Origin of the sequence: Pseudomonas sp. TE50-2 (assembly GCF_040813665.1) — a bacterium.
GTDB classification, from domain to species: domain Bacteria; phylum Pseudomonadota; class Gammaproteobacteria; order Pseudomonadales; family Pseudomonadaceae; genus Aquipseudomonas; species Aquipseudomonas soli.
The window spans coordinates 4,080,186-4,100,935 of the sequence record NZ_JBFNXN010000001.1; the positions used below are offsets into that span (position 1 = coordinate 4,080,186).

General features: G+C 64.8%; 17 protein-coding genes. 2 read left to right on the top strand and 15 right to left on the bottom strand.

All coding sequences use genetic code 11. The features are described from left to right. Positions 1-79 precede the first annotated feature (79 nt). From AAHK21_RS18720 to AAHK21_RS18735, 4 genes are all read right to left on the bottom strand, one after another. Positions 80-2,926, bottom strand: a complete 2,847-nt coding sequence (locus AAHK21_RS18720) for a valine--tRNA ligase (RefSeq protein WP_367858009.1) — start codon at positions 2,924-2,926, stop codon at positions 80-82. 159 nt (positions 2,927-3,085) lie between these two features. After that, complete coding sequence (locus AAHK21_RS18725; protein WP_046854295.1) at positions 3,086-3,457, bottom strand: hypothetical protein; 372 nt, start codon at positions 3,455-3,457, stop codon at positions 3,086-3,088. 5 nt (positions 3,458-3,462) lie between these two features. After that, entirely contained in the window at positions 3,463-3,891 is a 429-nt protein-coding gene (locus AAHK21_RS18730) for a DNA polymerase III subunit chi (protein ID WP_023629112.1), read from the bottom strand. Positions 3,892-3,941: 50 nt separating this feature from the next. Then, complete coding sequence (locus tag AAHK21_RS18735; protein ID WP_094011699.1) at positions 3,942-5,435, bottom strand: leucyl aminopeptidase; 1,494 nt, start codon at positions 5,433-5,435, stop codon at positions 3,942-3,944. 290 nt (positions 5,436-5,725) lie between these two features. Here AAHK21_RS18735 and lptF point away from each other — a divergent pair, with 290 nt between their 5' ends. Together lptF and lptG are read left to right on the top strand one after the other, a co-directional pair. Next, a complete protein-coding gene (gene lptF / locus AAHK21_RS18740) occupies positions 5,726-6,841 on the top strand; it encodes an LPS export ABC transporter permease LptF (RefSeq protein WP_023632478.1) in 1,116 nt (371 codons plus the stop codon). Then, positions 6,834-7,895: an LPS export ABC transporter permease LptG gene (gene lptG, locus AAHK21_RS18745; protein WP_046854297.1), complete on the top strand. Its 1,062-nt coding sequence runs from the start codon at positions 6,834-6,836 to the stop codon at positions 7,893-7,895. Before lptF ends, lptG begins: the two co-directional genes overlap by 8 nt. 80 nt (positions 7,896-7,975) lie before the next feature. Here lptG and AAHK21_RS18750 read toward each other — a convergent pair whose 3' ends face one another. The 11 genes from AAHK21_RS18750 to arcA all read right to left on the bottom strand — a co-directional run bounded on the left by AAHK21_RS18750 (position 7,976) and on the right by arcA (position 20,727). Next, complete coding sequence (locus AAHK21_RS18750; RefSeq protein WP_046854298.1) at positions 7,976-8,464, bottom strand: RDD family protein; 489 nt, start codon at positions 8,462-8,464, stop codon at positions 7,976-7,978. 93 nt (positions 8,465-8,557) lie between these two features. Further along, on the bottom strand, positions 8,558-8,770 hold the full coding sequence (locus AAHK21_RS18755) for a cold-shock protein (RefSeq protein ID WP_046854299.1): 213 nt from the start codon (positions 8,768-8,770) through the stop codon (positions 8,558-8,560). A gap of 348 nt (positions 8,771-9,118) precedes the next feature. Then, positions 9,119-10,240: a glycine cleavage system aminomethyltransferase GcvT gene (gene gcvT / locus AAHK21_RS18760; RefSeq protein WP_367858010.1), complete on the bottom strand. Its 1,122-nt coding sequence runs from the start codon at positions 10,238-10,240 to the stop codon at positions 9,119-9,121. 26 nt (positions 10,241-10,266) lie between these two features. Further along, complete coding sequence (locus tag AAHK21_RS18765; protein WP_367858011.1) at positions 10,267-11,643, bottom strand: L-serine ammonia-lyase; 1,377 nt, start codon at positions 11,641-11,643, stop codon at positions 10,267-10,269. Between the two features lie 141 nt (positions 11,644-11,784). Beyond that, positions 11,785-14,640: an aminomethyl-transferring glycine dehydrogenase gene (gene gcvP / locus AAHK21_RS18770; RefSeq protein WP_367858012.1), complete on the bottom strand. Its 2,856-nt coding sequence runs from the start codon at positions 14,638-14,640 to the stop codon at positions 11,785-11,787. 11 nt (positions 14,641-14,651) lie between these two features. Further along, positions 14,652-15,035 (bottom strand): glycine cleavage system protein GcvH, encoded by a 384-nt coding sequence (gcvH, locus tag AAHK21_RS18775; protein ID WP_367858013.1) that lies wholly within the window; start codon positions 15,033-15,035, stop codon positions 14,652-14,654. 302 nt (positions 15,036-15,337) lie between these two features. Next, entirely contained in the window at positions 15,338-16,846 is a 1,509-nt protein-coding gene (locus AAHK21_RS18780; protein WP_263160179.1) for a sigma-54-dependent transcriptional regulator, read from the bottom strand. Between the two features lie 105 nt (positions 16,847-16,951). Further along, a complete protein-coding gene (locus AAHK21_RS18785) occupies positions 16,952-17,320 on the bottom strand; it encodes a DUF5064 family protein (protein WP_031315061.1) in 369 nt (122 codons plus the stop codon). A 56-nt stretch (positions 17,321-17,376) separates the two neighbouring features. Continuing rightward, positions 17,377-18,306 carry a carbamate kinase gene (arcC, locus tag AAHK21_RS18790; RefSeq protein WP_367858014.1) on the bottom strand — a complete coding sequence of 310 codons (930 nt, stop codon included), beginning with the start codon at positions 18,304-18,306 and terminating at the stop codon, positions 17,377-17,379. 85 nt (positions 18,307-18,391) lie between these two features. Then, entirely contained in the window at positions 18,392-19,402 is a 1,011-nt protein-coding gene (locus AAHK21_RS18795; protein ID WP_046854307.1) for an ornithine carbamoyltransferase, read from the bottom strand. 68 nt (positions 19,403-19,470) lie between these two features. Beyond that, a complete protein-coding gene (gene arcA, locus AAHK21_RS18800) occupies positions 19,471-20,727 on the bottom strand; it encodes an arginine deiminase (protein WP_367858015.1) in 1,257 nt (418 codons plus the stop codon). Positions 20,728-20,750 lie beyond the last annotated feature (23 nt).

A 20,750-nucleotide genomic window follows, 5' to 3' on the forward strand; every position in this document is an offset into this window, starting at 1 on the left:
ACAGGATAGTGCAGTACCTGTGGGAGCCGGCTTGCCGGCGATGGGCTGCGAAGCAGCCCCCTATGGCTTCACGTTTGAATTACAGCGCAGCAATCCGCGCATGCTGTTCGGTGAAGTTGGCCAGGGCCTGCTCCGATTCGGCCAGCTTGGCGCGTTCCTTCTCGATCACCGCAGGCGGGGCCTTGTCGACGAAGGCGGCGTTGGACAGCTTGCCGCCGACGCGCTGGACTTCACCTTGCAGGCGCTGGATCTCCTTGTTCAGGCGCGCAAGCTCGGCGTCCTTGTCGATCAGGCCGGCCATTGGCACCAGCACTTGCAGGTCACCCACCAGGGCGGTGGCCGACAGCGGTGCTTCGTCCTGCTCGCCGAGCACGGTGAACGACTCGACCTTGGCCAGCTTCTTCAGCAGGGCTTCGTTTTCCTGCAGGCGACGCTGGTCGTCGGCGTTGGCGTTCTTCAGGAACAGCGGCAGTGGCTTGCCCGGGCCGATGTTCATCTCGGCGCGGATGTTGCGCAGGCCGACCATCAGCTCCTTGAGCCACTCGATGTCGCCTTCGGCGGCGGCGTCGATGCGGCTTTCGTTCGCTTCAGGCCAAGGCTGCAGCATGATGGTCTTGCCGTCGATGCCGGCCAGCGGCGCGATGCGCTGCCAGATCTCTTCGGTGATGAACGGCATGAACGGGTGGGCCAGGCGCAGCGCCACTTCCAGCACGCGCACCAGGGTGCGACGGGTGCCGCGGGCGCGCTCGACCGGGGCGTTCTCGTCCCACAATACCGGCTTGGACAGCTCCAGGTACCAGTCGCAGTACTGGTTCCAGATGAACTCGTACAGCGCCTGGCTGGCCAGGTCGAAGCGGAACTGCTCGAGCTGGCGGGTCACCTCGGCTTCGGTACGCTGCAGCTGCGAGATGATCCAGCGGTCGGCCAGCGACAGCTCGTAGGCCTCGCCGTTCTGGCCGCAGTCCTCGCCCTTGTCCAGCACGTAGCGGGCGGCGTTCCAGATCTTGTTGCAGAAGTTGCGGTAGCCTTCGACGCGGCCCATGTCGAACTTGATGTCACGACCGGTGGAAGCCAGCGAGCAGAAGGTAAAGCGCAGGGCGTCGGTGCCGTAGCTGGCGATGCCTTCGGGGAACTCAGCCTTGGTCTGCTTGGCGATCTTCTCGGCGAGCTTGGGCTGCATCATGCCGCTGGTGCGTTTTTCCAGCAGGGCGTCGAGGGTGATGCCGTCGACGATGTCCAGCGGGTCGAGGACGTTGCCCTTGGACTTGGACATCTTCTGCCCCTGGCCATCACGCACCAGGCCGTGAACGTAGACGGTCTTGAACGGTACCTGCGGGGTGCCGTCCTCGTTCTTGATCAGGTGCATGGTCAGCATGATCATCCGGGCGACCCAGAAGAAAATGATGTCAAAGCCGGTGACCAGCACGTCGGTGGAGTGGAACTTCTTCAGGAACTCGGTCTGTTCCGGCCAGCCCAGGGTGGAGAAGGTCCACAGGCCCGAGCTGAACCAGGTGTCGAGCACGTCGTCATCCTGGCGCAGTTTCACATCGTTGCCCAGGTTGTGCTTGGCGCGCACTTCGGCCTCGTCGCGGCCGACATAGACCTGGCCGGCCTCGTCGTACCAGGCCGGGATGCGGTGGCCCCACCACAGCTGGCGGCTGATGCACCAGTCCTGGATGTCGCGCATCCAGGAGAAGTACATGTTCTCGTACTGCTTGGGCACGAACTGGATGCGGCCGTCTTCGACGGCGGCGATGGCAGGCTCGGCCAGCGGCTTGGTGGAGACGTACCACTGGTCGGTCAGCCATGGCTCAATGACGGTGCCGGAGCGGTCGCCTTTCGGTACTTTCAGGGCGTGGTCGTCGATGCTGACCAGCAGGCCTTGGGCGTCCAGGTCGGCGACCATCTGCTTGCGCGCGACGAAGCGGTCGAGGCCGGCGTACTGGGCCGGCAGCGAGGTGTCGAGCTGCTCGTTGACGCTGCCGTCGAGGTTGAATGCCTGGACAGCGGCCAGCACGGTGGCGTTCTTGTCGAAGATGTTCAGCAGCGGCAGGTTGTGGCGCTTGCCGACTTCGTAGTCGTTGAAGTCGTGGGCCGGGGTGATCTTCACACAGCCGGTGCCGAATTCGGGGTCGCAGTAGTCGTCGGCGACGATCGGGATCAGACGACCGACCAGCGGCAGTTTGACGAACTTGCCGATCAGGGCCTGGTAGCGCTCGTCGGTCGGGTTGACGGCAACGGCGACGTCACCGAGCAGGGTTTCCGGACGGGTGGTGGCGACCACCAGGTGGTCCTTGCCGTCGGCGGTCTTGGCGCCGTCGGCCAGCGGATAGCGCAGGTTCCACAGGTGGCCCTTCTCATCGTGGTTTTCCACTTCGAGGTCGGAGATCGCCGTGTGCAGCTTGGTGTCCCAGTTGACCAGGCGCTTGCCGCGGTAGATCAGGCCGTCTTCATGCAGGCGCACGAAGGCTTCCTTGACCGCCTCGGAGAGGCCGTCGTCCATGGTGAAGCGCTCGCGGCTCCAGTCCACCGACGAGCCCAGGCGGCGGATCTGGCGGCTGATGTTGCCGCCCGACTGGTCCTTCCACTCCCAGACCTTCTCCAGGAACTGCTCACGGCCCAGGTCGTGGCGGTTCTGGCCCTTGGCCTCGAGCTGGCGCTCGACCAGCATCTGGGTGGCGATACCGGCGTGGTCGGTGCCCGGCTGCCACAGGGTGTCGCGCCCTTGCATGCGGCGGAAACGGATCAGGGCGTCCATGATCGCGTTGTTGAAGCCGTGGCCCATGTGCAGGCTGCCGGTCACGTTCGGCGGCGGGATCATGATGGTGTAGGACTCGCCTGCACCTTGTGGGGCGAAATAGTTCTCGGACTCCCAGGTGTTGTACCAGGAAGTTTCGATGGCGTGCGGCTGGTAGGTCTTATCCATGCGCGGCGGGACCCTTAGGCATTAATTCGGGAAAGCCGGGAAGTATAACGGAGCCGCGAGCTTCAAGCGACAAGCTGCAAGACGCAATGGATGCGTGGGAGAGGTGACAACAGTCGATGGCCCTTCCGCGGGTAAACCCGCGAAAGGCGGGGGCTGGTCTTATTCGGAACGCTTGAGCAGCCGCTCCAGCCGCGCATCGAGGCGGCGCTTGATCTCGGTCTCGATGTGCGGGGTGAAGTCGTTGATCACGTCCTGCATGATCGACTGCGCCGCGGCGCGCAGTTCGGCGTCCAGATGCAGCAGGGTGTCCTGGCGGCGGGTCTGGGCATCCTCTTCAGGTGCCGGAGTCGGCGCCGGCGCTGCGGCGGCGGGCGCTTCGGCACTCGGCTCGTCGAGCAGCAGGGGGATCTGCTCAACCGTTTCGGTCAGCAGGGGCGGTTGCAGGTCGGCGTCACCCAGCAGCTCGCGGATCGACTCGAGGTCGTCGAGCAGGTGGGCGGAATGGGTCAGGGAGTTCAGCTGCTTGTCCATCGTCGTCAAAGTCGCTGTAAGCGGTGGTCTTGCAGAGCATAGCCCTGTTCGCGGTAGAAACGGAATCGCTCGCGAGCGGCCAGGCGGATGGCCGGCTCCTCGACGACGATTTCGGCGACCCGTTCGAACTGGCCGACAAAGGCCGGAACCTCGCCGCCCAGGTTGATCAGCAGGTCACGGTGTTGGCCAGCATCGGCGCCGACACCCAGCGCGACAACGGCGTCCGGATGCTGTTCGGCATGGTCGTGGGGCAAGAAGGCCTCGCCCTTGAACTGCCACAGGCGCAGGTCAAGTTCGCTGCGCTGCGCCTCGTCCTGGCAGTGCAGGTAGACCCGGTGGCCGAGGCGCCAGGCCTTTTCGCACAGCTTGCAGGCGAAATCCAGGCGCACCGACAGCGAGTCGCTGGGCAGGATGTAGAAATCGACTTTGCTCATGATCGTTCAGTGCCGGCCGGTGGCGCAGGGGCGCCACCGGCTGCGCGCCATCAGGCGCCGGCGCGGTCCAGCAGGTACTGGGTGAGCAGCGGTACCGGGCGGCCCGAGGCGCCCTTGTCCTTGCCGCCGCTGATCCAGGCGGTGCCGGCGATGTCCAGGTGCGCCCAGTGGTAGGCCTTGGCGAAGCGCGACAGGAAGCAGCCGGCGGTGATGGTGCCGGCCTTCGGGCCACCGATGTTGGCGATGTCGGCGAACGGGCTGTCCAGCTGCTCCTGGTACTCATCGAACAGCGGCAGCTGCCAGGCGCGGTCGTCGGCGCGCTTGCCGGCGTCGAGCAGTTGCCCGACCAGCGCGTCGTCATTGCCCATCAGGCCGGAGGTGTGGCTGCCCAGGGCGACGATGCAGGCGCCGGTCAGGGTGGCGATGTCGATCACCGCCTGCGGCTTGAAGCGTTCGGCATAGGTGAGGGTGTCGCACAGCACCAGACGGCCTTCGGCGTCGGTATTGAGAATCTCGACGGTCTGCCCGCTCATGGTGGTGACGATGTCGCCCGGACGGGTGGCGCCGCCGCTCGGCATGTTTTCGGCGCAGGCCAGCAGGCACACCAGGTTGATCGGCAGCTGCAGCTCGAGCACGGCGCGCAGGGTGCCGAACACACTGGCGGCGCCGCACATGTCGTACTTCATCTCGTCCATGCCGGCGCCGGGCTTGAGGCTGATGCCGCCGGTGTCGAAGGTGATGCCCTTGCCGACCAGCACGAACGGTTTTTCGCTCTTCTTGCCGCCCTGGTAGTTGAGCACGATCAGCCGTGGTGGCTGGTCGCTGCCCTGGCCCACGGCGTAGAAGGCGCCCATGCCCAGGTCCTTGATCTTCTTCTCGTCCAGCACCTCGACCTTGAGGCCCTTGTGCGCCTTGCCCAGGTCCTTGGCCTGTTCGGCAAGGAAGCTCGGGTGGCAGACGTTCGGCGGCAGGTTGCCCAGGTCGCGGGTGAAGGCCATGCCGGTGGCGATGGCGCTGGCATGCTTGACGGCGCGCTCGGCCTCGGCCTGGCCGGCCTTGGCGGTGAGCAGGGTGACTTTTTTCAGGGCGCGCGGTTCGGCCTTCTGGCTCTTGTAACGGTCGAACACGTAGTTGCCGTCGAGCAGGGTCTCGGCCAGCAGGCGGTACTTGCCGTAGTGGCCATCGCGGCCGGTGACGGCGATGTCGTCCAGGGCCAGTACGGCGTCGCCGCCACCCAGGCCCTTGAGCACGCCGGCGACGCTGGCCACCAGCTTGCGCCAGGCGCGGTCGCCGAGGGCTTCGTCCTTGCCGCTGCCGACCAGCAGCACGCGCTCGGCCTTCAGGCCCGGCAGGCTATGCAGCAGCAGGGTCTGGCCCGGCTTGCCGGCCAGGTCGCCACGCTTGAGCAGCGCGCTGATGGCGCCTTCGGTGGCCTGGTCGACGGCCTTGGCGGTGGCGCCGAGCTTGCGGCCTTCACCCACCGGCACGACCAGGGTGGCGGTCTTGACGGATACAGCGGCTACGCTTTTTACAACCAGTTCCATGTCTGGGGTCCCCGAATGATCTGTCAGTTGGCGCTGTCTTGTGCAAGCGCTCGTAAAACCGCCCCGGCCACCTTTGCCGGCCAGCGGAAAAGCTGCCAGTTTGAGCTTGCCGCGACCTTGCTGACAACCCCGTCATGCGCCAAGGTGCGCGGCCAAGTGACAGGCGCCGTCAATCACAGGATAATGCGCGCACTTTTACATGGAGGTTCGCCTTGGCGAACCGGCATTGGTCTTGGCTGTCCGAATCGTTCGTCTGGCTTTGAGCCCCTGACAACCCAGGAGTGTCTGGTTTGATCGTCTTTCGTTATCTGTCCCGCGAGGTCCTGGTGACCTTGAGCGCCGTCAGCGCCGTGCTGCTGGTGATCATCATGAGCGGGCGCTTCATCAAGTACCTGGCCCAGGCGGCCCAAGGCATGCTCGACCCGGGCGTGCTGTTCATGATCATGGGGTTCCGCCTGCCGGGCTTCCTGCAACTGATCCTGCCGCTGGGGCTGTTCCTCGGTATCCTGCTTGCCTATGGCCGGTTGTATCTCGAAAGCGAGATGACCGTGCTCTCGGCCACTGGCATGAGCCAGCAGCGCCTGCTGGCCGTGACCATGGTGCCGGCGGCACTGGTCGCCCTGCTGGTGGCCTGGCTGAGCCTGAGCCTGGCCCCCCTGGGGGTTGCCCAGGTGCAGAAGATCATCGCCCAGCAGGACACCCTGACCGAGTTCGACACCCTGGTGCCGGGCCGTTTCCAGACCCTGCGCGATGGCTCCCGGGTGACCTACACCGAGCAGCTGTCCGATGACCGCATCAACCTGGCGGGCGTGTTCATCTCCGAGAAACGCTTCAACCAGGACAAGACCAAGGACCGCGCGCCTTCGGTGCTGGTCGCCGAGAAGGGCCACCAGGAAGTGCAGGCCGACGGCAACCGCTACCTGGTGCTGCAGAACGGTTACCGCTACGACGGCAATCCCGGCCAGGCCGACTACCGTGCGATCAAGTACGACACCTATGGCGTGCTGCTGCCAAAGCCTGAGGTCGCCGAGGAGGTGACCGAGCGCGAAGCCATCCCGACCTCCGACCTGTTCGGGCACCAGGGGCTGCGTGAGCGCGCCGAGCTGCAGTGGCGCCTGTCGCTGCCGCTGCTGGTGTTCGTGGTCACCCTGCTGGCGGTGCCGCTGTCGCGCGTCAACCCGCGCCAGGGCCGCTTCCTCAAGCTGCTGCCGGCGATTCTCCTGTACATGGCTTATCTGACAATGCTGATTTCCGTGCGTGGCGCCCTGGAGAAGGGCAAGTTGCCTATCTCGCTGGGTATCTGGTGGGTCCATGGCCTGTTCCTGCTGATCGGCCTGGCGCTGATGTACTGGGAGCCGCTGCGTCTGAAGCGTGCCGCTCGCCGTGCGGAGGTGGCCCGTGGTTAAACTGGATCGCTACATCGGCCAGAGCGTGCTGCTGGCCATTCTCGCTGTGCTGGGCATCATCCTCGGCCTGGCCTCGTTGTTCGCCTTCATCGACGAGATGGGCGACCTGAGCGACACCTACACGGTCATGGACGCCAGTAGCTTCGTGCTGCTCACCGCGCCGCGCCGGCTCTACGACATGCTGCCGATGGCGGCGCTGATCGGCTGCCTGATCGGCCTGGGCAGCCTGGCCAGCAGCAGCGAGCTGACCATCATGCGCGCCGCCGGCGTGTCCATCGGGCGCATCGTCTGGGCGGTGATGAAGCCGATGCTGGTGCTGATGCTGGTCGGCCTGCTGGTCGGCGAATACGTGGCCCCGGTGACCGAGAACAAGGCCCAGGCCGACCGTTCGCTGGCCCAGGGCGGTGGCGAGGCACAAAGCTCCAAGCGCGGCATGTGGCACCGCCAGGGCGAGGAGTTCGTGCACATCAACTCGGTGCAGCCCAATGGCCTGCTGCTGGGTGTGACCCGCTACCGCTTCGACAGCGAGCGCAAGATCCAAACCTCCAGCTTCGCCCGCCGGGCGCAGTACGTCGATGGCAAATGGATGCTCAACGACGTGGCCACCACCTACTTCCGCGGTGACCACACCGAAGTGGTCAAGAGCCCCGAAGAAGTGTGGGACGTATCGGTGACCCCGGAGCTGCTCAACACCGTGGTGCTGGCACCGGAGTCGCTGTCGATCACCGGGCTGTGGGACTACATCCACTACCTGTCCGACCAGGGGCTGAACAACGCCCGCTACTGGCTGGCGTTCTGGACCAAGGTCCTGCAGCCGGTGGTCACTGCGGCGCTGGTGCTGATGGCGATTTCGTTCATCTTCGGCCCGTTGCGTTCGGTCACCCTTGGCCAGCGCGTGTTCACCGGTGTGCTGGTGGGCTTCGTGTTCCGCATCGCCGGGGAACTGCTGGGTCCATCGAGCCAGGTGTTTGGCTTCCCGCCGCTGCTGGCGGTGGTGATCCCGGCCGGCATCTGTGCGCTGGCGGGCTTGTGGTTGATGCGCCGGGCGGGTTGATGGCCTGAGCTGCACAAAGAAGCCGACCCTTGGGTCGGCTTTTTTGCGGGTGCTTTTCGCAGGCCTGATGCCCGCGCAGCTCACTTCTTGCGCTTGGGCAGGCGTACCAGCTGGGTCTCGGAATAGATGTCGTGCCAGCTGCGTTTACGTTTGTCGAACAACGACCAGATGAAACCCAGCCCCAGGCACAGCCACGACGCGATCGACACCACGAAACGCAGCAACGCCTGCCAGAGGCTGATGGCGCTGCCATCGGCGTTCTGCACGCGCATGCCCCACACCTGCATGCCGAGGGTCTGGCCGCCGTGGGTCCAGAACTTGGCGAAGAAGCCGAACAGGGCGAACAGCAGGATCGTCGACAGCAGCGGGTCGCCGTCCAGGGCACCGGCCTCGGTCAGCTCACGCATGCGCGCCTCGCCGATGATCGCCATCTGGATCATCTTGTAGGCGCCGGCAGTCACTATCAGCAGGGCGGTGCACAGCAGGAAGTCGTAGAACATCGCGGCCAGGCGACGGCCCAGGCCGACCGGCGGGAAATCACCCTGGGGGTTGAGCAATGGCTTGGACATGCATGACAGCTCCAGATGGCAAAGGCCCATTCTATGGAATTGCGCGCACAAAAAAGCCCCTGTGCGTCAACACAGGGGCTTTTTATCGGAAGATCAGCCTTCGGCCTGGACTTCGTCAGCCTGCATGCCTTTCTGGCCCTGGACGGCCACGAAGGTCACTTTCTGGCCTTCTTTCAGGCTCTTGAAGCCGTTGCCTTGGATGGCGCGGAAGTGCACGAACAGATCCGGACCGCTTTCTGGGGTGATGAAGCCGTAACCTTTCTCGTCATTGAACCACTTGACGGTACCGTTCTGACGCTCAGCCATTGTCTTATTTCCTATGAAGCTTAAATATTGATGACAGTTTCTTTCACACTTTTTGTAAGTGAAAGACTACTGGGCTGGGTTGCAGGAAAGTAAGAGACGTCGAACGGGTTGTAGCAGATTGCGGCTACTGGCCCAGGTCACGAACTGTTGCGACCCATGCAAACACAGTGCAGTGACTCTACGCCAACTGCCGAGCGAAAAACAAGCCCTCGCGACGGGTGAAAATCAGGCTTTTCCCGATCACCGAACGATTTGCCGGAAACGCCGTGGCGCCTGGCCTGGCGCTATGTTCAGAAGTTATTGGACAGGTTCGAAAACGAATATGTCGAACCCGTCCAATCCACTCATTCAGCCACGGTAGTAACGTTGCGCCACGAAAGGCATTTTGCTGACTTTCATGGCAACTTGCTTGCCGCGCACCATTGCAAACAGCGCAGTGTCCAGGGTCGCGTGTTCGTTATCGACATAGCCCATTGTGACCGGCGCGCCGAGCGTCGGGCCGAAGCCGCCGCTGCACACCTCGCCGACCACCTTGCCTGCCGCGTCGACGATCTGCGCGCCTTCACGCACCGGGGTGCGCTCCTGGGGCAGCAGGCCTACGCGCTTGCGCGCCACGCCGGCCTGTTGCTGGGCAAACACAGCGTCGGCACCCGGGAAACCACCGGCACGTGCACCGTCGGCGCGGCGCACCTTGGAGATGGCCCACAGCAGGCTGGCCTCGATCGGCGTGGTGGTGGTGTCCATGTCGTGGCCGTACAGGCACAGGCCGGCTTCCAGGCGCAGTGAGTCGCGTGCGCCCAGGCCGATTGGCTGTACCTCTGGCTCGGCCAGCAGCTGGCGCGCCAGCTCTTCGGCCTTGTCGGCCGGCACGGAAATCTCGAAACCGTCCTCACCGGTGTAGCCCGAGCGGCTGACATAGCAGTCGGCACCGAGCAGTTGAACAGGCTGGAACTGCATGAACGTCATCTTCGCCACCGCAGGTGCCAGGCGCTCCAGCACCTTGACCGCCGCCGGGCCTTGCAGGGCCAGCAGGGCGCGCTCCTCGAACAGCGGCTGGATCTCGCAGCGGCTGCCGATGTGCTGGCGCAGGTGGGCCAGGTCCTGGTCCTTGCAGGCGGCGTTGACCACCAGGAACAGGGTATCGTCACCGAGGTTGGCGACCATCAGGTCGTCGAGGATGCCACCCTCGGCATTGGTGAACATGGCATAGCGCTGCATGCCCACCGGCAGGTCGATGATGTCCACCGGCACCAGGGTTTCCAGGGCCTTGGCGGCGTCGTTGCCGCGCAGGATGATCTGGCCCATGTGCGAAACGTCGAACAGGCCGGCCTGTTCGCGGGTGTGCAGGTGCTCCTTGAGCACGCCCAAGGGATATTGCACTGGCATGTCGTAGCCGGCGAACGGCACCATGCGTGCGCCCAGTTCCAGGTGCAGGGCGTGCAGCGGGGTCTTGTGCAGTGTTTCGGACATCGGTGACTCCTTGGTTTTTATTCGGGTCAACATTCGATGATGTTGACGGCCAGACCGCCGCGGGCGGTCTCCTTGTATTTGCTTTTCATGTCGGCGCCGGTCTGGCGCATGGTGCGGATGACCTTGTCGAGGGAAACGTAGTGCTGCCCGTCGCCGCGCAGGGCCATGCGCACCGCGTTGATCGCCTTCACCGAGCCCATGGCGTTGCGCTCGATGCAGGGCACCTGGACCAGCCCGCCAATGGGGTCGCAGGTCAGGCCCAGGTTGTGTTCCATGCCGATCTCGGCGGCGTTTTCCACTTGTTGCGGGGTACCGCCCATCACTTCGCACAGGGCGCCTGCGGCCATGGAGCAGGCCACGCCGACCTCGCCCTGGCAGCCCACCTCGGCCCCGGAGATCGATGCATTCTCCTTGTAGAGAATGCCGATTGCCGCGGCAGTGAGCAGGAAGCGCACTACCCCGTCCTCGTTGGCGCCGGGCACGAAGCGCATGTAGTAGTGCAGCACCGCGGGGACAATGCCGGCCGCACCATTGGTCGGCGCCGTGACCACACGTCCGCCATAGGCGTTCTCCTCGTTCACCGCCAGGGCATAGAGGTTGACCCAGTCGAGCACCGACAGCGCATCACGCAGGCTGGCTTCCGGATGCCGGCTGAGCTGGCGGTACAACGCCGGAGCCCGGCGCTTGACCTTCAGCCCGCCAGGCAGGATGCCTTCGTGCCGGCAACCGGCCTCGACGCAGTCCTGCATCACCTGCCAGATGCGCAGCAGGCCGGCACGGGTCTCGGCTTCCGGGCGCCAGGCAGCCTCGTTGGCCAGCATCACCTGGCTGAACGACAGGTGCTGCGCGGTGCAGTGGCCAAGCAGTTCCTTGCCGGTCTTGAAAGGGTAGGGCAGCACGGTGCTGTCCTCGACGATGCGGTCATGGCCGGCCGCATCCTCGTCAACCACGAAACCGCCGCCCACCGAGTAGTACTCGCGGCTACGGATCTGCAGGCCGGCGGCATCGAAGGCGCGGAAGATCATGCCGTTGGGGTGGTAGGCCAGCGGTTTGCGGATCATCGCCAGGTGCTGCTTTTCGACGAAGGCGATGTCGTGTTCACCGAGCAGGCTGAGCCGACCGCTTTCACGAATGGCTTGCAGACGGGCGGGGATGGCTTCGGTATCGACGCTGTCCGGATGCTCGCCTTCCAGGCCAAGCAGCACGGCCTTGTCGCTACCGTGGCCCTTGCCGGTGGCGCCGAGCGAGCCGTACAGCTCGGCCTTGACCGTGGCTGTGCCGGCCAGCAGGCCATCACGGCGCAAGCCTTCGGCGAAGCGCGCGGCGGCGCGCATCGGCCCGACCGTGTGCGAGCTGGAGGGGCCGATGCCGATCTTGAACAGGTCGAAGACGCTCAAAGACATGCTGCTTCCTCCTGATGATGGCCAGTAAGCCCATTGGGGGCTGCAACGCAGCCCATCGCCGGCAAGCCGGCTCCCACAGCTTAGCGCTGAACCTGTGGCAGCCGGCTTGCCGGCGATGGGGCGCGCAGCGGCCCCACCCGATCAGACGTCCTGATAGCTCTCGATCGACGGGCAGGCGCAGACCAGGTTGCGGTCGCCGAACACGTTGTCGACCCGGCCGACCGGTGGCCAGTACTTGCCTTCCACCAGGCTCGGCAGCGGGTACACCGCCTGCTCGCGGCTGTAGCCGTGGGCCCATTCGCCGGCCAGTTCCGCCGCGGTGTGCGGGGCGTTCTTCAGCGGGTTGTCGTCCTTGTCCAGGGTGCCGTTCTCGACCGCGCGAATCTCTTCGCGGATCTGGATCATGGCGTTGCAGAAGCGATCCAGTTCCTCTTTCGACTCGCTTTCGGTCGGTTCGATCATCAGCGTGCCGGCCACCGGGAAGGACATGGTCGGGGCGTGGAAGCCGAAGTCGATCAGGCGCTTGGCGACGTCGTCGACGCTGATGCCGCTGGTGTCCTTGAGCGGACGCAGGTCGAGGATGCACTCGTGCGCCACCAGGCCGTTGCCGCCGGTGTACAGCACAGGATAGTGCTCTTCCAGGCGACGGGCGATGTAGTTGGCGTTGAGGATCGCCATCTGCGAGGCGCGCTTGAGGCCCGCGCCACCCATCATGCGAATGTACATCCAGGTGATCGGCAGGATGCTGGCGCTGCCGAACGGTGCGGCGCATACCGCGCCCTGGGTGTTCTCCAGCTGGGCATGGCCCGGCAGGAATGGCGCCAGGTGCGACTTGACGCCGATCGGGCCGACGCCCGGGCCGCCGCCGCCGTGGGGGATGCAGAAGGTCTTGTGCAGGTTCAGGTGCGAGACGTCGCCGCCGAATTTGCCCGGGGCGCACAGGCCGACCATGGCGTTCATGTTGGCGCCGTCGATGTACACCTGGCCGCCGTTGTCGTGGATGATCGCGCAGATCTCGCCGATGGCTTCCTCGAACACGCCGTGGGTCGACGGGTAGGTGATCATGATCGCCGCCAGGCGCTCGCGGTGCTCGATGGCCTTGGCGCGCAGGTCGTCGATATCGACGTTGCCGCGCGCGTCGCAGGCGGTCACCACCACGCGCATGCCGGCCATGTGCGCGGTGGCCGGGTTGGTGCCATGGGCCGAGGACGGGATCAGGCAGATATCGCGGTGGCTGTCGCCACGGCTGCGGTGGTAGGCGCGGATCGCCAGCAGGCCTGCGTACTCGCCTTGGGAACCGGCGTTGGGCTGCAGCGACACGGCGTCATAGCCGGTGGCGGCGCAGAGCATGGCTTCCAGCTCGCTGGTCATCTGCAGGTAGCCTTGGCTTTGCGCGGCCGGGGCGAACGGGTGCAGGTTGCCGAACTCGGCCCAGGTCACCGGGATCATTTCGCTGGCGGCGTTGAGCTTCATGGTGCACGAGCCCAGCGGGATCATGGTGCGGTCCAGGGCCAGGTCCTTGTCGGCCAGGCGGCGCAGGTAGCGCATCAGCTCGGTTTCGCTATGGTAGCGGTTGAACACCGGGTGCTCGAGGATCGCCGACTGGCGCAGCAGGCCGGCCGGGAGGCGCACGGCGACCGCGTTGGCCAGGGCGGTGAAGTCAGGGCTGGCCTGGCCGTCGGCGAACAGCTGCCACAGGGCCTCGACATCGGCCTGGGTGCTGGTTTCGTCCAGCGACACGCCCAGCTGGGCGGCGTCGACCTGGCGCAGGTTGATGCCCTGGGCGCGGGCCTTGTCGTGCAGCGCACTGGTGCTGGCACCGGTGGCCAGGGTCAGGGTGTCGAAGAAATCGCCGGTGACGACCTTGATGCCCAGCTTGGTCAGGCCGGTAGCGAGGATCGCGGTCAGCGCATGGGTGCGCTCGGCAATGCGCTTGAGGCCGGCAGGGCCGTGGTACACGGCGTACATGCTGGCGATGTTGGCCAGCAGCACCTGGGCGGTGCAGATGTTACTGGTGGCCTTCTCGCGGCGGATGTGCTGCTCGCGGGTCTGCATGGCCAGGCGCAGGGCCGGCTTGCCGAAGCGGTCGATCGACACGCCCACCAGACGGCCCGGCATGTCGCGCTTGAAGGCGTCGCGGGTGGCGAAGTAGGCCGCGTGCGGGCCACCGAAGCCCAGCGGCACGCCGAAGCGCTGGGCACTGCCGATGGCCACGTCGGCGTCGAATTCGCCCGGCGGGGTGAGCAGGGTCAGGGCCAGCAGGTCGGCGGCCACGGCCACCAGGGCGCCTGCGCCGTGGAAGCGCTGCACCACCTCGCGGTAGTCGAACACATCACCGTTGCTGGCCGGGTACTGCAGCAGGGCGCCAAAGAAGGCGCTGACGTCGCCCAGTTCGCGCTCGTCGCCCACCACCACCTCGATGCCCAGCGGTTCGGCGCGGGTGCGCAGCACGTCGAGGGTCTGCGGGTGGCAGTGCACGGAAGCGAAGAAGGCATGGCTGGCCTTGTTCTTCGACAGGCGCTTGCAGAAAGTCATGGCTTCTGCGGCGGCGGTGGCTTCGTCGAGCAGGGAAGCGTTGGCGATCGGCAGGCCGGTGAGGTCGCTGATCAGGGTCTGGAAGTTCAGCAGCGCTTCCAGACGGCCCTGGGAAATCTCCGGCTGGTACGGGGTGTAGGCGGTGTACCAGGCCGGGTTTTCCAGCAGGTTGCGCAGGATCGGCGCCGGGGTGTGGGTGTTGTAGTAGCCCTGGCCGATGTGGCTCTTGAACAGCTGGTTCTTGCCGGCGATGGCTTTCAATGCGGCGAGGGCATCGGCCTCGCTCTGCCCGTCGTGGCTGCCGAGCACGCTGGTGCCCTTGATGCTGTCGGGGATGACGGCGGCGGTCATCGCGTCCAGCGAGTCGAAGCCCAGGGTCGTGAGCATGGCCTGCTCGTCAGCGGCGCGTGGGCCGATGTGGCGGGCGATGAATTCGTTGGCGGTGCCGAGGTTGATGGTCATGGTGCGGTACCTCAGGCGTCGTCGTTGGCTTTGAGCAGGCGGTCGTAGGCGTCCTGGTCGAGCAGGGCGGCAACTTCGTTCATGTCGGCGGGGATGAAGCGGAAGAACCAGCCTTCGCCCAGCGGGTCTTCGTTGACCAGCTCGGGGCTGTCGTTCAGGCCTTCGTTGACCGCGACCACTTCACCGGCCAGTGGCATGTAGACGCCGCTGGCGGCCTTGACCGACTCCACGGTGGAGGCTTCGGCGCCCTTGTCGTACTGCTGCAGCTCCGGCAGTTGCACATAGACCACATCACCCAAGGCGTTCTGGGCGTAGGCGGTGATGCCCACGGTGACGCTGCCATCGGCTTCGACGCGCAGCCATTCGTGATCTTCGGTGAAACGCAACTCGCTCATGGGAATTCCTCGGGAAGCAGGGGCGTTGGGCGCGGTAGGCTCCGCGCTCTTAAGGTTGGAATTCCCTTAGCAATAATGCGGCCAGTCTTAAAAATTATTATAAATCAATTAGTTAAGATGTTTATGCAATCGATTCGTCATTCTTGTGGAATGAAATCGATACAGGAGGAGGGTGATTCAAAAGCACTGCGGGATCAAACCCTTGTGCACAGGCACCCAGATGGGTGTGTAGCGAATTCGGTACGGTGTAATGAATTCAATACGGTCTGCTTCCGGGGCAGGGCTGTCCCGACGAAGCAGCATCAGGCCTTGTTTGGAATACCGTACTTGCGCAAGCGCTGGGCTATCGCGGTATGCGAGGTTTGCAAGCGCCCGGCCAACTGCCGCGTCGAGGGATAGCTGGCATACAGGCGTTGCAGCAACTCCCGCTCGAAATCCCCCACGGCCTGTTCCAGGCTGGCCACCTCGCCATCCTGCCCCCGGGCCACCGAAGTGCCGGCGATGTCCAGGTCGTCGATATCCACCACATTGCTTTCGCAGATGGCCGCGGCGCGGAAGATCACGTTCTGCAACTGGCGCACATTGCCCGGCCAGGGGTTGCCCAGCAGCGCCGGATGGGTGGCGGGCGCCAGGCGGCAGGGCGGGCGCTGGATCTGGGTGCAGGCCTGCTGCATGAAGTATTGCGCCAGGGACAGGATGTCCTGGCCGCGATCACGTAGGGGCGGCACCTGCAGGTTGAGCACGTTGAGGCGGTAGAACAGGTCTTCACGGAAGGTGCCCTCGGCGACCATGCGCTCAAGGTCGCGGTGGGTGGCGCTGATGATGCGCACATCCACCTTCACCTCGCGGTCGCCGCCGACGCGGCGGAAGCTGCCGTCGCTGAGGAAGCGCAGCAGTTTGGCCTGCAGGTACGGCGACATCTCGCCGATCTCGTCGAGGAACACCGTGCCCTGGTTGGCCAGCTCCATCAGCCCGGGCTTGCCGCCGCGCTGCGCGCCGGTGAAGGCGCCCGGGGCGTAGCCGAACAGCTCGCTCTCGGCCAGGCTCTCGGGCAGTGCCGCGCAGTTGAGGGCGAGGAACGGCGCGGCATGGCGGCTACTGATGGCGTGGCAGGCGCGGGCCACCAGCTCTTTGCCGGTGCCGGTTTCGCCATGCACCAGCAGCGGCGCGTCGAGGGCCGCCACGCGCAGGGCGCGGGCCTTGAGGGTGCGAATCGCCGGGGAATCGCCGAGCATGGCGTCGAAGCCTTCGGCGTGGTCGTGGTGCAGGGCCGAAAGGCGCTCGCCCATGCGGTTTGGCGGATACAGTGTCAGCAGGCCGCCGGCATGGGTGATCGGCGTGGCGTCGAGCAGCAGGCTCTGGCCGTTCAACTGCATTTCGCGCATGGGCAGGTGGAAATTGTTATCCAGCAGGGCCTGCAGCAGGTCGGGGTCGCCGAACAGTTCGCCCACCGAACGCCCGGCGGACTCACGCCCGCACAGGGCGATCAGCGCCGGGTTGGCCAGCAGCACCTTGCCCGCGCTGTCCACCGCCAGCACCGGGTCGCTCATGGCGGCGAGCAGGGCGTCGAGCTGCAGGTGCCGGCGTTGGCCGGGGAGGATGTCGACCACTTCCACCGATTGCACGCCGCGTACCTCGAACAGCGCGTCGTGCAGCTCTTCGAGCACGGCGGGGCTCAGGGTCGGGGCGTCGATGTAGACGTTCGGCGGGACCATCTCCACGGCATCGAGGTTGAGGTTGCGGGCGCCGAGCAGGGCCAGGACTTCCTGGGTGATGCCGACGCGGTCGATGAAGCTGACGTGGATGCGCATGGGGAGATCGGGGCAGTGGCCAAGCGAGTGCGCCAGTATGCCTTGGGAAGCGCTCTAAACCCAATCGCGGGGCAAGCCCGCTGCCACGAAGCCCCGCGATTGCACTCAGCCCAGATGCTCAGGCTTGATCGAATCGCCCGATTTCACATCGAGCTTCTGGCGAATGTCTTCGAACATGTAGTCGTAGAGCTTGTGCGGCGAACCGAGACTCTCGAATTTCTTCGGCGCTGGCAGGTACGACTGGGCCTTGCGGCTCAACTGCATCAGAAAGCTGGGTAGCACCTGGTCCTTGGCCAGGAAGAACTTCTCATCGACGGCCTTGCCCTCGATGTGGCCATGCATGCGGAACTGGATGCCGCGGCCTTCGCTGGGATCCGACACGGCCTCGTAGTCGATGCACAGGTCGTAGCTGTGGTCGTTGGTGTTCAGCGCAGTGCGCTCGATATGCACGTGACCGGGTTGATACTGGGCCATGGCGAGGTCCTCCGGAAGGTTGAAAACGGCCGGTGCCAGGCACCGGCCAACTGCGTTCAACGGTAGCTGATTCCCGGCTTGGCGGTGGAAACGCGGGTACCGGCGGTGCCTTTGACGATGTCCTCGATGTTCTCCAGCGAGCTGATTACCGCGACCTTGCCGGTATGCCGGGCGAAATCGCAGGCGGCCTGCACCTTGGGCCCCATGGAGCCGGCGGCAAAGCCCAGCCTCTCGAGCTCGTCGGGGTGCGCCTGGGCGATGGCCTTTTGTGTCGGCTTGCCGAAATCGATGTACGCAGCGTCGACGTCGGTGGCGATGATCAGCAGGTCGGCATCCAGCTGTTCGGCCAGCAGCGCCGAGCACAGGTCCTTGTCGATCACCGCCTCGATACCCTTGAGCTTGCGGTTTTCGTCGTACATGGTAGGGATGCCGCCGCCGCCGGCGCAGATCACGATGCTGCTTTTTTCCAGCAGCCATTTGATCGGACGGATCTCGAAGATGCGCTTGGGTTTCGGGCTGGCCACCACCCGGCGGTACTTGTCGCCGTCGGGCTTGACCACCCAGCCTTTTTCCTTGGCCAGGCGCTCGGCCTCGTCCTTGGCGTACACGGGGCCGATGAACTTGGTCGGGTCCTTGAACGCCGGGTCGTTGGCGTCCACTTCAACCTGGGTGAGCAGCGTGGCGAACGGCACCTCGAAGTCCAGCAGGTTGCCCAGTTCCTGTTCGATCATGTAGCCGATCATGCCTTCGGTTTCAGCGCCAAGCACGTCCAGCGGATAGGCTTCATCCGGCTTGTACGACAGCCCCTGCAGCGACAGCAGGCCGACCTGCGGTCCGTTGCCGTGGGCGATGACCAGTTCGTTGCCGGGATGGATCTTGGCGATCTGTTCGGTGGCGGTGCGGATATTGGCGCGCTGGTTGTCGGCGGTCATCGGCTCGCCGCGGCGCAGCAGGGCGTTGCCGCCCAATGCAACAACGATACGCATGGGGAATGTCCTTTGCGATTTAGGGTGAGCGCCTCATTCCTTTGTGGGAGCCGGCTTGCCGGCTCCCACAAAGTCAAGGCCGCTGTCAGAGATCAGCCAGGGTCGACACCAGGATCGCCTTGATCGTGTGCATGCGGTTTTCCGCCTGCTCGAAGGCGATGCACGCCGGCGACTCGAACACGTCATCGGTCACTTCGATGCCGTTGGCCAGGTGCGGGTACTGTTCCGCGATCTGCTTGCCGACCTTGGTGTCGGAGTTGTGGAACGCCGGCAGGCAGTGCATGAACTTGGTGCGCGGGTTGCCGGTGGACTTCATCAGCTCCTTGTTCACCTGGTAAGGCAGCAGTTGCTGGATACGCTCGCCCCAGGCCTCGACCGGCTCACCCATCGATACCCAGACGTCGGTGTGGACGAAATCCACACCCTTGACCGCGGCTTTCGGGTCTTCGGTCAGGGTGATGCGGGCGCCGCTTTCTTCTGCGTACTTCTTGCAACGCTCGACCAGGTCGTCATGCGGCCACAGCGCCTTGGGCGCGGCGATGCGCACGTCCATGCCGAGCTTGGCGCCGATCAGCAGCAGCGAGTTGCCCATGTTGTTGCGGGCATCGCCCAGGTAGGCGTAGCTGATGTCGTGCAGCGGCTTGTCGCTGTTCTCGCGCATGGTCAGCACGTCGGCGATCATCTGGGTCGGGTGGTACTCGTCGGTCAGGCCGTTGAATACCGGCACGCCGGCGAACTTGGCCAGTTCCTCGACGATCTCCTGCTTGAAGCCGCGATACTCGATGGCGTCGTACATGCGCCCGAGCACGCGGGCGGTGTCCTTCATGCTTTCCTTGTGGCCGATCTGCGAGGAGTTGGGGTCGATGTAGGTGACGTTGGCGCCCTGGTCATAGGCGGCGACTTCGAAAGCGCAGCGGGTGCGGGTCGAGGTCTTCTCGAAGATCAGGGCGATGTTGTTGCCCTTCAGGTGTTGCTGCTCGGTGCCGGTGTACTTGGCGCGCTTGAGGTCGCGGGACAGGTCCAGCAGGTAACGCAGCTCGCGAGTGGTGTGATGTTCGAGGCTGAGCAGGTTACGGTTGTGGATGTTGAACGCCATGATGATTCTCCTTGAGTTCGGTAATCCCCCGGCCGCCGCTGGGTGGGCGCGGCCGGGGTGATGGACGTTTAGTAGTCGATAGGGTCGCGCACGATCGGGCAGGTCATGCAGTGACCGCCGCCGCGGCCTCGGCCCAGTTCGCCGGCGCTGATGGTGATGACCTCGACCCCGGCCTTGCGCAGCAGGGTGTTGGTATAGGTGTTGCGGTCGTAGCCGATGACCACGCCGGGCTCCACGGCCACCACGTTGTTGCCGTCATCCCACTGTTCGCGCTCGGCGGCGAAGCTGTTGCCGCCGGTCTCGACCACGCGCAGCTTCTTGAGGTTGAGCGATTCGGCCACCACCTCGATGAACGATTTGTTCTCGCGACGCACATCCATGCCGTAAGGCTTGCTGCTATCCGGACGGATCACGAATGGCACGATTTCCTTGACCACTTCGGGGAAGACGGTGACCAGGTCGCGGTCGCAGAAGCTGAACACGGTGTCCAGGTGCATGGCGGCGCGGGATTTCGGCAGCCCGGCGACCACCACCTTCTCTACCGCGCCTTTGGCGAACAGTGATTGCGCCAGTTGGCCGATCGCCTGGCGCGAGCTGCGCTCACCCATGCCGATCAGTACGACACCATTGCCGATCGGCATCACATCGCCACCTTCAAGGGTGGCCTTGCCATGGTCCTTGTCCGGGTCGCCGTACCAGACTTCGAAGTCGGCATTGGTGAACTCTGGGTGGAACTTGTAGATGGCGCTGGTCAGCAGCGTTTCCTGGCGTCGCGCCGGCCAGTACATCGGGTTGAGGGTGACGCCACCATAGATCCAGCAAGTGGTGTCACGGGTGAACTGGGTATTGGGCAGTGGATCGAGCAGGAAACTGGAGTGGCCAAGGTAGTCGCGATACATCTTGATCACGCTCGCGCCTTCGCTGTCCGGCAGGTCTTCACCTGCCACACCGCCGATCAGGAACTCGGCCAACTTGCGTGGCTCAAGGCCTTCGAGCCAACTGCGCACTTCGTTTTTCAGGCCGATGCCAACCGTGTCGTCGGTGAGCTTGCGGTCGAGGATCCATTTGAGCGCTTCGGGGTTCTGCACGGTCTCGGTCAGCAGGTTGTGCATTTCCAGCACTTCGATGCCGCGTTCACGCATCTTGGTGACGAAGTCGAAATGGTCGCGCTTGGCCTGGTTGACCCAGATGACGTCGTCGAACAGCAGCTCGTCGCAGTTGCTCGGGGTCAGACGTTGGTGCGCCAGGCCCGGGCTGCAAACCATCACTTTGCGCAGCTTGCCGGCTTCGGAATGAACGCCGTATTTCTGTTTCTCAGTGGACATGGTGAATCCTCCTGTAATGCGAA

What these genes read in the sequence shown, in the direction of transcription:
- AAHK21_RS18785 (WP_031315061.1), bottom strand. Translation starts at nt 17,320, where the DNA reads ATGGCCCAGTATCAACCCGGTCACGTGCATATCGAGCGCACTGCGCTG.
- gcvT (WP_367858010.1), bottom strand. Translation starts at nt 10,240, where the DNA reads ATGTCCGAAACACTGCACAAGACCCCGCTGCACGCCCTGCACCTGGAA.
- gcvP (WP_367858012.1), bottom strand. Translation starts at nt 14,640, where the DNA reads ATGACCATCAACCTCGGCACCGCCAACGAATTCATCGCCCGCCACATC.
- AAHK21_RS18720 (WP_367858009.1), bottom strand. Translation starts at nt 2,926, where the DNA reads ATGGATAAGACCTACCAGCCGCACGCCATCGAAACTTCCTGGTACAAC.
- AAHK21_RS18795 (WP_046854307.1), bottom strand. Translation starts at nt 19,402, where the DNA reads ATGGCGTTCAACATCCACAACCGTAACCTGCTCAGCCTCGAACATCAC.
- gcvH (WP_367858013.1), bottom strand. Translation starts at nt 15,035, where the DNA reads ATGAGCGAGTTGCGTTTCACCGAAGATCACGAATGGCTGCGCGTCGAA.
- arcA (WP_367858015.1), bottom strand. Translation starts at nt 20,727, where the DNA reads ATGTCCACTGAGAAACAGAAATACGGCGTTCATTCCGAAGCCGGCAAG.
- AAHK21_RS18725 (WP_046854295.1), bottom strand. Translation starts at nt 3,457, where the DNA reads ATGGACAAGCAGCTGAACTCCCTGACCCATTCCGCCCACCTGCTCGAC.
- AAHK21_RS18750 (WP_046854298.1), bottom strand. Translation starts at nt 8,464, where the DNA reads ATGTCCAAGCCATTGCTCAACCCCCAGGGTGATTTCCCGCCGGTCGGC.
- AAHK21_RS18780 (WP_263160179.1), bottom strand. Translation starts at nt 16,846, where the DNA reads ATGCGCATCCACGTCAGCTTCATCGACCGCGTCGGCATCACCCAGGAA.
- AAHK21_RS18755 (WP_046854299.1), bottom strand. Translation starts at nt 8,770, where the DNA reads ATGGCTGAGCGTCAGAACGGTACCGTCAAGTGGTTCAATGACGAGAAA.
- arcC (WP_367858014.1), bottom strand. Translation starts at nt 18,306, where the DNA reads ATGCGTATCGTTGTTGCATTGGGCGGCAACGCCCTGCTGCGCCGCGGC.
- AAHK21_RS18735 (WP_094011699.1), bottom strand. Translation starts at nt 5,435, where the DNA reads ATGGAACTGGTTGTAAAAAGCGTAGCCGCTGTATCCGTCAAGACCGCC.
- AAHK21_RS18730 (WP_023629112.1), bottom strand. Translation starts at nt 3,891, where the DNA reads ATGAGCAAAGTCGATTTCTACATCCTGCCCAGCGACTCGCTGTCGGTG.
- AAHK21_RS18765 (WP_367858011.1), bottom strand. Translation starts at nt 11,643, where the DNA reads ATGTCTTTGAGCGTCTTCGACCTGTTCAAGATCGGCATCGGCCCCTCC.